Below are 14,276 nucleotides of genomic sequence, written 5' to 3'. Positions count from 1 at the left end.
CTCCACGACCCGGCGCCGCGACGGAGCGGTACGGCAGTTGAAGGAGTTCAGATGCGACGTGGCATAGCGGCCACCGCCCTGGTCGCGACCCTGGCGCTCGCGGCGACCGCCTGCGGCGGAGACAGTGACGGCGGCTCGGGCAACAACGCGGGCGGCGGGGAACTGGCCGGCGAGGTCACCTGGTGGGACACCTCCACGGTGGGCAGCGAGGACAAGGTCTTCAAGAAGATCGCCGAGGACTTCACCAAGAAGCACCCGAAGGTCACCGTCAAGTACGTCAACGTGCCCTTCGGCGAGGCGCAGAACAAGTTCAAGAACGCCGCACAGGCCGGCTCCGGCGCCCCCGACGTGATCCGCTCCGAGGTCGCCTGGACCCCCGACTTCGCGGACCTCGGCTACCTCGCCCCGCTGGACGGCACCACCGCCCTGAAGAACGCGGGCGACTTCCTCCCGCAGGCGGCTGCCTCCACGAAGTACAAGGACAAGTCCGGCAAGGAGCAGACCTTCGCCGTCCCGCAGGTCATCGACTCGATGGGCGTCTTCTACAACAAGAAGATGCTGAAGGACGCGGGCGTCGAGGTCCCCAAGACGATTCCCGAGCTGAAGGCCGCTGCCAAGAAGATCAAGGAGAAGACCGGCAAGACCGGCATGTACCTGCGCGGCGACGACGCGTACTGGTTCCTCTCCTTCCTCTACGGCGAGGGCGGCGACCTGGTCGACGCCGGCTCCAAGACCGTCACGATCGACAACCCGGCCGGCGTCAAGGCCATGAACGTCGTCAAGGACCTGGTCACATCGGGCGCCGCCAAGACGGACGCCACCGACGGCTTCGACAACATGCAGAAGGCCTTCAAGTCCGGCGACGTCGCCATGATGATCAACGGTCCCTGGGCGCTCGCCGACACCTACTCCGGCGACCAGTTCAAGGACAAGGCCAACCTGGGCATCGCCCCGGTCCCGGCCGGCTCCGTCAAGCAGGGCGCCCCGCAGGGCGGCCACAACCTCGGCGTCTACGCGGGCTCCAAGAACCTCCCCGCCTCCTACGCGTTCGTCGACTACATGTCCTCGCCCGAGGTCCAGGCGCAGGTCACCAAGGAGCTCAACCTGCTCCCGACCCGCACCTCGGTCTACGCGCAGCCCGACGTCGCCAAGAACGAGATCGTCGGCTTCTTCAAGCCGGTCGTCGAGAAGGCCGTCGAGCGTCCGTGGATCCCGGAGACCGGCAGCCTGTTCGCCCCGCTGGTCACCGAGTACACCAAGGTCCTCACCGGCCAGAGCGCACCCGAGGCGGGCGTGAAGACCACCGGCGAGTCGTACCGCAAGCTCCTCAAGGGTTGGAAGTAGCAACTGATGGCTGCCGCTGACACCGGCCGGCCTCTGGTGAAGGCCGCGGGCGAGGACATCGCCCGCGGCCCGAGCCGCGCGGCCGGCAAGCCGCCGGGCGGACTCCGCCGGGCCCTCTCGACACACTGGTACGCCTGGACGATGGTCGCCCCCGTGGTGCTCGTCATCGGCGTCATCATCGGATACCCGCTGGTCCGCGGCGTCTACCTGTCGCTGACCGACGCCAACGAGCGCAACGTCGAGCGGTCCATCGGCGTCAACCACCTGCCCGCGACGTACGAGTTCGTCGGCCTCGACAACTACGTCGACGCGCTCACCGGCAGCCAGTTCCTCGCCACCCTCGGCTGGACGGTCCTGTGGACCGTCGCCTGCGTCTCGGTCACCTTCGCGCTCGGCATGGGCCTCGCCAACATGCTGAACCGCAGGATCGCGGGCCGCGGCGTCTACCGGATGCTGCTCGTCCTGCCCTGGGCGGTCCCCGGTTTCGTGTCCGTCTTCGCCTGGCGCTTCCTCTACAACCAGGACAACGGGCTGCTCAACAAGATCCTCGCGGGCGGCGGCATCGACGCGGTGCCGTGGCTGAACGACCCGACCTGGGCGAAGTTCGCGGTCATCACCGTGAACGTCTGGCTCGGCATCCCGTTCATGATGGTCGCCCTCCTCGGCGGCCTGCAGTCCATCCCCGGCGAGCTGTACGAGGCCGCCGAGATGGACGGCGCCACCGCCTGGCAGCGCTTCCGGAACATCACGATGCCCGGCCTGCGCCCGGTGAGCACCACGGTGATCCTGCTCTCCACCATCTGGACCTTCAACATGTTCCCGGTGATCTTCCTGCTGACCCGGGGCGGTCCCGGCGAGGCGACGCAGATCCTCGTCACCCAGGCGTACAAGTTCTCCTTCGAGATCAGCCCGCGCGACTTCGCGCAGTCCTCCACCTGGGGCGTGCTGATCCTCGTACTCCTGATGCTCTTCGCCGCGGTCTACCGGCGAGTCCTCCGCAAGCAGGGAGAAGTCTGGTGAGCACCGAAACCCTGGTGACGGGCAAGACGCCGACAACGGGCGAAACCCTGGTGACGGGCCAGCGCGCCAACGTCCAGATCCGCGAACGCCGTTCCCCGCTCGCCTCGTTCGGACTGCACGGCACGCTCGTCGTCGCGTCGGTCGTCGCCGTCTTCCCGGTGCTGTGGGTCCTGCTGACCTCGCTCAAACCGGCGAAGTACGCCACGACCACGGACTTCGTGCGCGAGACGACGCTCGAGAACTACACGAACCTCATCAACGACACCCCGTTCCTCACCTGGTTCGGCAACTCGCTGCTCATCGCCGGGCTCTCGACCGTCATCGGCGTCTTCGTCTCCGCCACCACCGGCTACGCGGTCAGCCGCTTCCGCTTCCCCGGCAAGCGCGGGCTGATGTGGACGCTGCTGATCACCCAGATGTTCCCGGTCGCCGTGCTGATCGTGCCGATCTACAACATCATGGCGAAGCTCGGACTGCTCAACCAGCCGATGGGCCTGGTCATCACCTACCTCACCATCTCGGTGCCGTTCTGCGCCTGGATGATGAAGGGCTTCTTCGACGGGATCCCGCGCGAACTCGACGAGTCGGGGCAGGTCGACGGGCTCACCCCGTTCGGCACGTTCTGGCGGCTCGTCCTGCCGCTCGCCAAGCCCGGCCTCGCGGTGACCGCGTTCTACTCCTTCATCACCGCGTGGGGAGAGGTCGCGTACGCCTCCGCCTTCCTGGTGGGCGACGAGAACATGACCCTCGCGGGCGGACTCCAGAAGTTCGTCAACCAGTACAGCAGCCAGTGGGGCCCGATGGCCGCCGCGTCGGTGCTGATCGCCATCCCGGCCGCGCTCGTCTTCGTCTTCGTGCAACGCCACCTGGTGGCCGGCATGACGGCAGGCGCGACCAAGGGCTGACCCGGCCCCCCTCCCCGTACCCGCGTCCGCACCCGGACGCCCACCCCACACCCCCAGGGACGACATGACCCAGCACCTCGCTGCCCCTGCCCCCGCCACGGACGCCACCGCCACCCAGTGGTGGCGCGGCGCGGTGATCTACCAGGTCTACCCGCGCAGCTTCGCCGACGGCAACGGCGACGGCATGGGCGACCTGGCCGGCGTCCGCAGCCGTCTGCCGTACCTGCGCGACCTGGGCGTGGACGCGGTCTGGCTGAGCCCGTTCTACGCCTCCCCGCAGGCGGACGCGGGGTACGACGTCGCCGACTACCGGGCCATCGACCCCATGTTCGGTACGTTGCTCGACGCCGACGGACTGATCCGGGACGCGCACGCGCTGGGCCTGCGGATCATCACGGACGTGGTGCCCAACCACTCGTCCGACCGGCACGAGTGGTTCAGGCGCGCACTGGCCGAGGGGCCCGGCTCCGCCCTGCGCGAGCGCTACCACTTCCGCCCCGGCAAGGGCATGGACGGCGAACTCCCCCCGAACGACTGGGAGTCCGTCTTCGGCGGGCCCGCCTGGACCCGTACCACCGACCCCGACGGCACCCCGGGCGACTGGTACCTGCACCTCTTCGCGCCCGAGCAGCCCGACCACAACTGGGAACACCCGGCCGTCGCCGACGAGTTCCGCTCGATCCTGCGCTTCTGGCTCGACATGGGCGTCGACGGCTTCCGCATCGACGTCGCGCACGGCCTGGTCAAGGCAGCCGGCCTGCCCGACCTCGGCACCCACGACCAGCTGAAGCTGCTCGGCAACGACGTGATGCCCTTCTTCGACCAGGACGGCGTGCACGCCATCTACCGCTCCTGGCGGCAGATCCTCGACGAGTACCCGGGGGAGCGGATCGGCGTCGCCGAGGCATGGACCCCGACCGTCGAGCGCACCGCGAACTACGTGCGCCCCGACGAACTCCACCAGGCCTTCAACTTCCAGTACCTGGGCACCTATTGGGATGCCGAGGCGCTCCGTGAGGTGATCGACACCTCCCTCGGCGCGATGCGCCCCGTGGACGCCCCCGCCACCTGGGTCCTCTCCAACCACGACGTCACCCGGCACACCACCCGCTTCGCCAACCCGGCGGGCCTCGGCACCCAGATCCGCACCGCGGGGGACCCCGGGCTCGGCCTGCGCCGCGCCCGCGCCGCGACCCTGCTGATGCTGGCGCTGCCCGGCTCGGCGTACGTCTACCAGGGCGAGGAGCTCGGCCTCCCGGACGTCACCGACCTCCCCGACGAGGTCCGCCAGGACCCCTCCTTCTTCCGGGCGGCGGGCCAGGACGGCTTCCGCGACGGGTGCCGCGTGCCGCTCCCGTGGACGACCTCCGGCTCCTCGTACGGCTTCGGCGCGGGCGGCAGCTGGCTGCCGCAGCCCGCCTCGTGGGCGGGCCTTTCGGTGCAGGCGCAGACCGGTGACCCGGGCTCCACGCTGGAGCTGTACCGCTCGGCGCTGGCCGTCCGGCGCGCACAGCCGGGGCTCGGCGCGGGCACCGGGGTGACCTGGCTGGACGGCGTCCCGGCAGGGGTCCTCGCCTTCGCCCGCGAGGGGTTCGTCTGCACGGCGAACACCACGGGGGCGCCGGTACGGCTGGCCGTGCCGGGGCGCCTGCTGCTGGCCAGCGCCGAACTCGCGGTGGAGGGCACGGAGTTCGAGCTGTCGGCCGACACCACCGTCTGGTGGGCCGTGTGACGCTTCCCGTGCCCCGGGGCGGCGGAGGCGGGAGCGTGGCCCCCGCCGCCCCGAGGCTCTCCCACATCGCCGCGCAGGCCAAGGTCAGCGAGGCGACGGTCAGCCGGGTCCTGAACGCGAAGGCGGGGGTCGCGCACGGCACCCGGCAACGGGTGCTGGCCGCGCTCGACGTCCTCGGCTACGAGCGCCCGGTAAGGCTGAAGCAGCGCAGTGCGGGCCTCGTCGGTCTGGTCACCCCGGAACTGACCAACCCGATCTTCCCGGCCTTCGCCCAGGTCATCGAGCAGACCCTGGCCGGGCACGGCTACACCCCGCTCCTGTGCACCCAGATCCCGGGCGGCGCCACCGAGGACGAACTGGTCGAGCAGCTCGTGGAGCGGGGCGTCGACGGCATCGTCTTCCTCTCCGGCCTGCACGCCGACCTCTCCGCCGACCCGGCCCGCTACGCGGCGCTGAGCGCGCGCGGCGTCCCGTACGTCCTGATCAACGGCTACAACGAGGCGGTCTCGGCCCCCTTCGTGTCGACGGACGACCGGGCTGCCGTGCAGATGGCCGTGACCCATCTGCGCGACCTGGGCCACACCAGGGTCGGTCTGGCGGTCGGCCCGGTCCGCTACGTCCCCTCGCACCGCAAGCGCGAGGGCTTCGTCGAGGCGACGGGTTCGCCCGGCCTGGTCCAGCACACCCTGTTCAGTGTGGAGGGCGGCCAGGCGGCGGCCGGGTCGCTGCTGGACGCGGGGTGCACGGGTGTGGTGTGCGGCAGCGACATGATGGCGCTGGGCGTGGTCCGTGCGGCACGGGAGCGGGGGCTGCGCGTCCCGGAGGACGTGTCGGTGGTGGGCTACGACGACTCCCCGCTGACCCCCTTCACCGACCCGCCGCTGACCACGGTCCGCCAGCCGGTGCAGGCGATGGCGACGGCGGCGGTCGGCGCGCTGCTGGAGGAGATCAGGGGCAGTGCGGTGGCGGTGGGCCGGACGGAGTTCGTGTTCCAGCCGGAACTGGTGGTACGGGGTTCCACCGGCCAGGCCCCGCAATAGGCCCGGCCGGGCCGGGCCCGGTGTGTGGGCGGGAGCTGCGGGGTGCGTGGGCCGCGTCGGTCGGTGTGGCGCGTGGACCGTGCCGGCTCGGTGTGGCGCGTGGGCCGCGTCGGTCGGTCTTGACCGGGTGCTCGGCGGCGCACCTTCCTGACCTGCCTGTTCGACCGTCAGGTCCTGTCAACTTCTGGTGCTGTGCAGGGGATTGACCTCCTCAAGGGCGGCTCGTACCGTCACTCTGCAAGAAGTTGCTGACACCTTGCAGCAAGAACATTCAGCACCTCTCCCACGCACCTTCAGAGCCGCGCACCTCCCCCCATGCAGGAGGAATCCCCATGGCCCGCAGACTCCTGTCCGTCCTCTCCGCGGCGTCCGCCGCGCTGATGGCGGGCGCCGCAGTCCTCGTCGCCCCCCTCTCCACCGCCGAGGCCGCACCGACCGGTGACCGGGACGTCACCGCCGTGCTCTTCGAGTGGAACTTCGCCTCCGTCGCCCGCGCCTGCACCGACAGCCTCGGTCCCGCCGGGTACGGCTTCGTCCAGGTCTCACCGCCGCAGGAGCACATCCAGGGCGGTCAGTGGTGGACCTCGTACCAGCCCGTCAGCTACAAGATCGCCGGACGGCTCGGCGACCGCACGGCCTTCAAGAACATGGTCGACACCTGCCACGCGGCGGGCGTCAAGGTCGTCGCCGACTCCGTCATCAACCACCTCGCGGCGGGCGACGGCACCGGGACGGGCGGCACGGCGTACCGCAAGTACGACTACCCGGGCCTCTACTCGGGCGCCGACATGGACGACTGCCGCGCCCCGATCACCAATTACCGCGACCGCGCCAACGTCCAGAACTGCGAACTCGTCACTCTGGCCGACCTGGACACCGGCGAGGAGTACGTCCGCACGAAGATCGCCGGCTTCCTGAACGACCTGCTCTCGCTCGGCGTGGACGGGTTCCGGATCGACGCCGCCAAGCACATGCCGGCCGCCGATCTCGCCGCCGTCAAGAGCAGGTTGAGCAATCCCGGCGTGTACTGGAAGCAGGAGGCGATCCACGGGGACGGCGAGGCGGTCTCACCGAGTGAGTACCTCGGCACGGGCGACGTCCAGGAGTTCCGGTACGGGCGCGGCCTCAAGCAGGTCTTCACCGGTGGCGGCAGACTCGCCGACCTCAAGAACTTCGGGGCCGGCTGGGGCTTCATGGAGTCCGGCAGATCGGCCGTCTTCGTCGACAACCACGACACCGAGCGCGGCGGCGACACCCTGAACTACAAGGCGGGCAGCGCCTACACGCTCGCCAACGTCTTCATGCTGGCCTGGCCGTACGGCGCCCCCGACGTGCACTCCGGCTACGAGTGGAGCGACAAGGACGCAGGCCCGCCCAACGGCGGCCGGGTGGACGCGTGCGGAGCCGACGGGTGGAAGTGCCAGCACTCCTGGCGGGAGATCTCGTCCATGGTCGGCCTGCGCAACGCGGCGCGCGGGCAGGGCGTCACCCAGTGGTGGGACAACGGCGGCAGCCAGATCGCCTTCGGGCGCGGCGACAAGGCGTACGTGGCGCTGAACCACGAGGGCGCCCCGCTCACCCGCACCTTCCAGACGGGGCTCGCCGCGGGCGACTACTGCGACGTGCAGAGCGGCCGGGCGGTGCGCGTGGACGGCTCGGGCCGCCTCACCGCGACCGTCGCGCCGGGGACGGCGCTGGCGCTGCACACCGGTGCACGGGGGTGCGGGACGGGCGGGACGACGGGCGGCGCGGCATTCGGCGTCCACGCCGTGACCGCCCCCGGCCAGAACATCCACGTCACCGGTGACCACGCGGCCCTCGGCAACTGGAACCCGGCGCTGGCACCGAAGCTTGACGCGTCCGCGTACCCGGTGTGGAAGGTGGATGTGGGCCTGCCGGCCGGGACTTCCTTCTCCTACAAGTACGTCCGCAAGGACGCAGGGGGGAACGTCACTTGGGAGAGCGGCGCAAACCGCACGGCAACGGTCCCCGGCTCCGGGACGGTCCTCCTCACGGACACCTGGCGCAACTGACCCGTCCCGGGCCCTTGCCCCGGCCCGGCCCTTGCCCCGGGGCCGGCCCTTGCCCCGGGCCTGGCCCTGCCCCGGCCTACCCCAGCCCTCTTGGGCAGCGGGGCCGCCCCCCTCTCCTTCCTACTCCCAGCCCCCTGGCCTTCCACCTCCAGCCTCCAGCCCTCTTGGACAGCGGGGCCGCCCCTTCTTCCCACCCCACCCTCACCCCCAGCCCTCTTGGGCAGCGGGGCCGCCCCCCGGGGGCGGGACGGGTGGGCAAGGGGGCGGCCCCTCGCGCGGAGCGCACCCTTTCGCGTGCCCCCTCTTGCGATGTTCCCTTCGTGCGGGCGCGTCGTGGCTGGTCGCGCAGTTCCCCGCGCCCCTGGGAGGTGCCCCCTGGGCGTGGGTGCGGGAGGTGCGGGTGCGTCGTGGCTGGTCGCGCAGTTCCCCGCGCCCCTGGGAGGTGCCCCCTGTGCGTGGGTGCGGGACGTGCGGGTGCGTCGTGGCTGGTCGCGCAGTTCCCCGCGCCCCTGGGAGGTGCCCCCTGGGCGTGGGTGTGAGACGTGCAGGCGCGTCGTGGCTGAGCGCGCAGTTCCCCGCGCCCCTATAGGTGGCGCCCCCTGTAGAGCCCCCCGGTCGGCCCCGTCGGCCAGTCGAATCACTCCTAGGAGACTCCTCCCGTGATACCCCTTCCCCTGCGAAGAGCCGCCAGTGCCGGCCTCGCGCTGGCGATGTGCGCCGGCCTCGCCTCCACCACCCCCGCCCTCGGCGCGGGCAACGCGGCGAGGCCCCCCGCCCCGCCCCCGGACGCCCGACTCGCCGCGCAGCCCGCCCGGCACGATCTCACCCGGGACCAGTTCTACTTCGTCCTGCCGGACCGCTTCGCGAACGGAGATCCGCGGAACGACCGTGGCGGCCTCACCGGATCCCGGCTCGACCACGGGTTCGACCCCGCCGACAAGGGCTTCTACCAGGGCGGCGACCTCAAGGGCCTGACGGACAAGCTCGACTACATCAAGGGCCTGGGGACCACCGCCATCTGGATGGCGCCCATCTTCAGGAACAAGCCCGTGCAGGGCACCGGCAAGGACGCCTCCGCCGGCTACCACGGGTACTGGATCACCGACTTCACCCAGGTCGACCCGCACTTCGGCAGCAACGCCGACCTGGCCAAGCTGATCGACAAGGCCCATGCCAAGGGCATGAAGGTCTTCTTCGACGTCATCACCAACCACACCGCCGACACCGTCGACCACGCCGAGAAGAAGTACGGCTACCGGCCGAAGGGCGCCTACCCGTACCTGGACAGGACGGGCCGGCCGTTCGACGACCGCGAGGGCGTACCGGGGGTCGACCGGAACTCCTTCCCGTACACCCCCGTGCCCCGCACGGGCGAGCGCAAGACGCCCTCCTGGCTCAACGACCCCACGATGTACCACAACCGCGGCGACTCCACCTTCGCCGGCGAGAGCGCCGAGTACGGCGACTTCTCCGGTCTCGACGACCTCTGGACCGAGCGGCCCGAGGTCGTCGACGGGATGGCGAAGATCTACGAGAAGTGGGTCCGCGACTTCGACATCGACGGGTTCAGGATCGACACCGTCAAACACGTCGACCTGCCCTTCTGGACGCAGTGGGCCACCGCCCTCGACGCCTACGCCAAGAAGCGCGGGCGCGACGACTTCTTCATGTTCGGCGAGGTCTACGACTCCGATCCGGCGGTCACCGCCCCGTACGTCACCCGGGGCCGGCTCGACGCCACCTTGGACTTCCCCCTCCAGGACGCCCTGCGCGGGTACGCGTCCCAGGGTGCGGGCGCCGACAAGCTCGCCAAGGTGTACGCCGCCGACTACCGCTACACCACCGACAAGGCCAACGCGTACGAGCAGGTGACCTTCACCGGCAACCACGACATGGGCCGCATCGGCAGCTTCCTCAAGCAGGACAACCCGCAGGCGTCGGACGACGAGCTGCTGCGACGCGCCCGTCTCGCCAACGAGCTGATGTTCTTCGGGCGCGGCAACCCGGTCGTCTACCACGGCGACGAGCAGGGCTTCACCGGCGCGGGCGGTGACAAGGACGCCCGCCAGAGCCTCTTCGCCTCGAAGACCGCCGACTACCTCGACGACGACCAGCTCGGCACCGACCGCACCCACGCGAGCGACGCCTACGACACCACGCACCCGCTCTACCGGTCGATCGCCGGACTCTCCCGGCTGACGAAGGCCCACCCCGCCCTGCGCGACGGCGTGCAGGAGGAGCGCTACGCGCAGGGCTCCGTCTACGCCTTCTCCCGTACGGACGCCAGGCGCAAGGTCGAGTACGTCGTGGCGGCGAACAGCGCCACCGCGGCCAGGACTGTCGAGATCCCGGTCACCAGCGGCAGCTTCCGTACGATCTACGGCGGCGCCGGGGCGGTGAACGCCGTCGACCGGAAGGTCAAGGTCACCGTTCCCGCGCTGTCCACCCTGGTGCTCCGGGCCGTGAAGCCGCTCGGTGCCCCGGCCGCCGAGCCGTCCCTCACCCTGAGGCCCCCCGCTGCAGGAGCCACCGGCACCGTCGAGATCGAGGCCACACCCACCGGTGGGCAGCTCAACCGCGTCGTCTTCGCGGCCCAGGTGGGCAACGGGCCCTGGCGCACCCTCGGTTCGGCCGACCACGCCCCGTACAAGGTCACCCAGTTCGTCGACGGAAGGACGAATGCCGGAACGGCGCTGCGGTACAAGGCAGTTGTGGTGGACAGTGCAGGACGCACGGCCAGTGCCCTCGCCGCGACGACGGCGGGGCAGCCGCCGCCGCCCGAGAAGCCCCGGGCGGGGGAGCGCACCTACGCGGTCGTGCACTACCGGCGCGGCGACGGCGATTACGCGGGATTTCAGCTCAAGTCACCGCACGGAACCGGCGAGTTCACCGGACGTGACGCTTACGGCGCCTTCGCCTGGGTGAAACTGCCGGACGGCGCGACCTCCTTCCCGTACACCGTCGAGAAGAACGGCGCCGCCGACGGCCCGGCGCGCACCGTCGACCTCGGCGTGACCGGTGAGGTCTGGGTCGAGCAGGGCAAGGAGGGTCAGCTCACCAAGGCCCCCGAGGGCAGCTACCCGCCGCAGGACAGGACCAAGGCCGTACTGCACCTCCAGCGCCCGGACGGCGACTACGACGGCTGGGGCCTGCACGTGTGGACCGGGGCCAAGGACCCGACCGACTGGGCCAGGCCGATCCTGCCGGTGCGGCGGGACGCGTACGGCGTCACCTACGAGGTGCCGCTGGCCGCCGGCGCCACCTCCCTCAGCTACATCCTGCACAAGGGCGACGAGAAGGACCTCCCCACCGACCAGTCCCTCGACCTGGCGACCCACGGCAACGAGGTCTGGGCGCTGGCCGGCCGGCCGCAGTACGTGCTGCCGCAGACCGGCGGGGCGGGCTCGCTCGACCTCGGCAAGGCCGAGGCGCAGTGGATCGACCGGGACACGGTGGTGTGGAAGGTCGCGGCGACCGAGGCGACCAGCCAGCAGCTCGTGTACGCACGTGGCGGCGGCATCGAGGTCGTCGACGGCGCGCTGAGCGACGAGGGGAGGTGGCTGCGGCTGAACCCGGGCACGCTGAGCGACGCCCAGCAGGCCAAGTACCCGCATCTCAAGGCCTATCCGGCCTTCACCGTGGACGTACGGGACCGCGCCAGGATCGACGAGTCGCTGCGCGGACAGATCGTCGCCACCCAGCGGGCCTCGAACGGGGCGTTGCTCTCGGCGACCGGGGTGCAGATCCCCGGCGTACTCGACGCCACGTACGGAGCCCGCGCCGCCGATGCCGACCTCGGGCCCGTCTTCCGGGGCGGCACGCCGACCCTGTCCCTCTGGGCCCCGACCGCCCAGAGCGTCGTCCTCGACATCGGCGGCCGCAAGGTCGCGATGCGGCGGGACGACGCCAGCGGTGTGTGGTCGGTGCGCGGGCAGCGGAGCTGGGCGGGCGAGCCGTACCGGTACGACGTCACGGTGTGGGCGCCGAGCGTGCGGAAGGTGGTGACCAACCAGGTCACCGACCCGTACTCGACCGCCCTCACCACCGACTCCGCCCGCAGCCTGGTCGTCGACCTGGCGGACCCCAAGCTCGCGCCCACCGGCTGGCGCACGCTGCGCAAGCCCGCGCCCGTGCCGCTGCGGAACGCGCAGATCCAGGAGCTGCACGTCCGGGACTTCTCCGTCGAGGACAGCACCTCGGCCCACCCGGGCGAGTATCTGGCGTTCACCGACCGGAACTCGAAGGGCTCGCGGCATCTGCGCGAACTCGCCGCGTCCGGCGCCTCCTACGTCCATCTGCTGCCGGTCTTCGACATCGGCACCATCCCGGAGAAGAAGTCGGAACAGGCTTCGGTGACCTGCGACTTGAAGTCCCTCCCGCCCGACTCGCAGGAGCAGCAGGCCTGCGTGGGGGCGGTCGCGGCGAAGGACGCGTACAACTGGGGTTACGACCCGCTGCATTACACGGTTCCCGAGGGCTCCTACGCGAGCGACCCCGAGGGCACCGCGCGGACCGTGGAGTTCCGGCAGATGGTGCAGGCCCTCAACGGCGCGGGGCTGCGCACCGTCATGGACGTCGTCTACAACCACACCGTCGCCTCCGGCCAGGCCGAGAATTCGGTGCTCGACCGGATCGTGCCCGGTTACTACCAGCGGCTGCTCGACGACGGCAGCGTCGCCACGTCCACCTGCTGCGCCAACACCGCCCCCGAGAACACCATGATGGGCAAGCTCGTGGTGGACTCGCTGGTCACCTGGGCGAAGCAGTACAAGGTCGACGGGTTCCGCTTCGACCTGATGGGACACCACCCGAAGGCCAACATTCTCGCGGTGCGCAAGGCGCTGGACGCGCTGACCGAGGCGAAGGACGGCGTCGACGGCAAGAACATCGTCCTGTACGGGGAGGGCTGGAACTTCGGCGAGGTCGCCGACGACGCCCGCTTCGAGCAGGCCACCCAGAAGAACATGGCGGGCACGGGCATCGCCACCTTCTCGGACCGGGCGCGGGACGCGGTGCGCGGCGGCGGCCCCTTCGACGAGGACCCGGGCGTCCAGGGATTCGGCAGCGGCCTGTTCACCGACCCCAACGGATCGGCGGCGAACGGGAGTCCGGCGCAGCAGCGGAGCCGGCTGCTGCACCAGCAGGACCTGCTGAAGGTCGGCCTCACCGGCAACCTGGCCGACTACTCCTTCACGGACAGCGGCGGCCGTACGGTCAAGGGCTCCGAGGTCGACTACAACGGCGCACCGGCGGGGTACGCGGCGGCGCCGGGCGACGCGCTCGCCTACGCGGACGCGCACGACAACGAGTCCCTGTACGACGCGCTCGCCTTCAAGCTGCCGGCCGGGACGGCGCCGGGGGACCGGGCCCGAATGCAGGTGCTCGCCATGGCGACGGCGACGCTGTCGCAGGGCCCCGCGCTCTCCCAGGCGGGCACGGACCTGCTGCGCTCCAAGTCCCTGGACCGCAACTCCTACGACAGTGGGGACTGGTTCAACGCGATCCACTGGGACTGCCGGGGCGGCAACGGCTTCGGGCGCGGACTGCCGATGGCCGCGGACAACCGGCCCAAGTGGGAGTACGGGAAGCCGCTGCTGGGCGCCGGCTCCCTCAGGGTGGGGTGCCGGGAGATCGAGGGGGCGTCGGCCGCCTACCGGGACCTGCTGAGGATCCGCACCACGGAGGCGGACTTCAAGCTGGCGACGGCGGGGCAGGTGCAGTCGGCGCTGTCCTTCCCGCTGTCCGGCAAGGAGGAGACACCGGGGGTGCTCACGATGCGGCTCGGCAAGCTGATGGTGGTGTTCAACGCGACACCGGCCGTGCGGAGGGAGGTGGTGGCGGGGGTGGCCGGCGCGCGGTACACCCTGCACCCTGTCCAGGCAGCAGGCGCGGACGAGCTGACAAAACGGTCCTCCTACGAGTCACCCACGGGCACCTTCACGGTGCCGGGCCGAACGGTAGCCATCTTCACCACCACCTGACCCCACCGCCCTCCTCGGGCGTGGGGCGGCCCTCGCCCCGCTCGGGTGCGGGCCGCCCTTGCCCCTCCCCACCCCCAGCCCTCTTGGGCAGCGGGGCCGCCCCTTCCCTTCCCTTCCCTCCAGTCCCCACCTCCAGCCTCCTTGGGCAGCGGGGCCGCCCCTTCCCTTCCCTCCACTCCCCACCTCCAGCCTCCTTGGGCAGCGGGGCCGCCCCCCGGGGG

General features: G+C 71.0%; 7 protein-coding genes. All 7 read left to right on the top strand.

Annotated features, from left to right (window positions below; genetic code table 11):
* Positions 1 to 51 precede the first annotated feature (51 nt).
* The 7 genes from ACIQM4_RS33735 (at position 52) to pulA (ending at position 14,055) form a co-directional block, all read left to right on the top strand.
* Positions 52 to 1,344, top strand: a complete 1,293-nt coding sequence (locus ACIQM4_RS33735) for an extracellular solute-binding protein (RefSeq protein ID WP_401599259.1) — start codon at positions 52 to 54, stop codon at positions 1,342 to 1,344.
* A gap of 6 nt (positions 1,345 to 1,350) precedes the next feature.
* The gene (locus ACIQM4_RS33730) at positions 1,351 to 2,364 is read left to right on the top strand and encodes a carbohydrate ABC transporter permease (protein WP_401599257.1); all 1,014 of its coding nucleotides are present in this window, start codon (positions 1,351 to 1,353) and stop codon (positions 2,362 to 2,364) included.
* 47 nt (positions 2,365 to 2,411) lie between these two features.
* Positions 2,412 to 3,269 carry a sugar ABC transporter permease gene (locus tag ACIQM4_RS33725; RefSeq protein ID WP_401599306.1) on the top strand — a complete coding sequence of 286 codons (858 nt, stop codon included), beginning with the start codon at positions 2,412 to 2,414 and terminating at the stop codon, positions 3,267 to 3,269.
* A gap of 64 nt (positions 3,270 to 3,333) precedes the next feature.
* Complete coding sequence (locus ACIQM4_RS33720; RefSeq protein ID WP_401599255.1) at positions 3,334 to 5,001, top strand: glycoside hydrolase family 13 protein; 1,668 nt, start codon at positions 3,334 to 3,336, stop codon at positions 4,999 to 5,001.
* On the top strand, positions 4,986 to 6,041 hold the full coding sequence (locus ACIQM4_RS33715) for a LacI family DNA-binding transcriptional regulator (protein WP_401599304.1): 1,056 nt from the start codon (positions 4,986 to 4,988) through the stop codon (positions 6,039 to 6,041). The genes ACIQM4_RS33720 and ACIQM4_RS33715 overlap by 16 nt, the downstream gene beginning before the upstream one ends.
* A 332-nt stretch (positions 6,042 to 6,373) precedes the next feature.
* On the top strand, positions 6,374 to 8,074 hold the full coding sequence (locus ACIQM4_RS33710) for a carbohydrate-binding module family 20 domain-containing protein (protein WP_401599253.1): 1,701 nt from the start codon (positions 6,374 to 6,376) through the stop codon (positions 8,072 to 8,074).
* 710 nt (positions 8,075 to 8,784) lie between these two features.
* The gene (pulA, locus tag ACIQM4_RS33705; RefSeq protein WP_401599302.1) at positions 8,785 to 14,055 is read left to right on the top strand and encodes a pullulanase-type alpha-1,6-glucosidase; all 5,271 of its coding nucleotides are present in this window, start codon (positions 8,785 to 8,787) and stop codon (positions 14,053 to 14,055) included.
* The last annotated feature ends 221 nt before the right edge of the window (positions 14,056 to 14,276 follow it).

The sequence above is a fragment of the Streptomyces sp. NPDC091272 genome (assembly GCF_044757485.1).
GTDB lineage: Bacteria > Actinomycetota > Actinomycetes > Streptomycetales > Streptomycetaceae > Streptomyces.
Note: the sequence above shows the minus strand (reverse complement) of the source record. Positions and strands in the feature narration are given on the sequence as shown.

Excerpts from the sequence above, each read along its gene's own strand:
- ACIQM4_RS33735 (WP_401599259.1), top strand. The coding sequence starts at position 52 with ATGCGACGTGGCATAGCGGCCACCGCCCTGGTCGCGACCCTGGCGCTC.
- ACIQM4_RS33730 (WP_401599257.1), top strand. The coding sequence starts at position 1,351 with ATGGCTGCCGCTGACACCGGCCGGCCTCTGGTGAAGGCCGCGGGCGAG.
- ACIQM4_RS33720 (WP_401599255.1), top strand. The coding sequence starts at position 3,334 with ATGACCCAGCACCTCGCTGCCCCTGCCCCCGCCACGGACGCCACCGCC.
- pulA (WP_401599302.1), top strand. The coding sequence starts at position 8,785 with ATGTGCGCCGGCCTCGCCTCCACCACCCCCGCCCTCGGCGCGGGCAAC.
- ACIQM4_RS33710 (WP_401599253.1), top strand. The coding sequence starts at position 6,374 with ATGGCCCGCAGACTCCTGTCCGTCCTCTCCGCGGCGTCCGCCGCGCTG.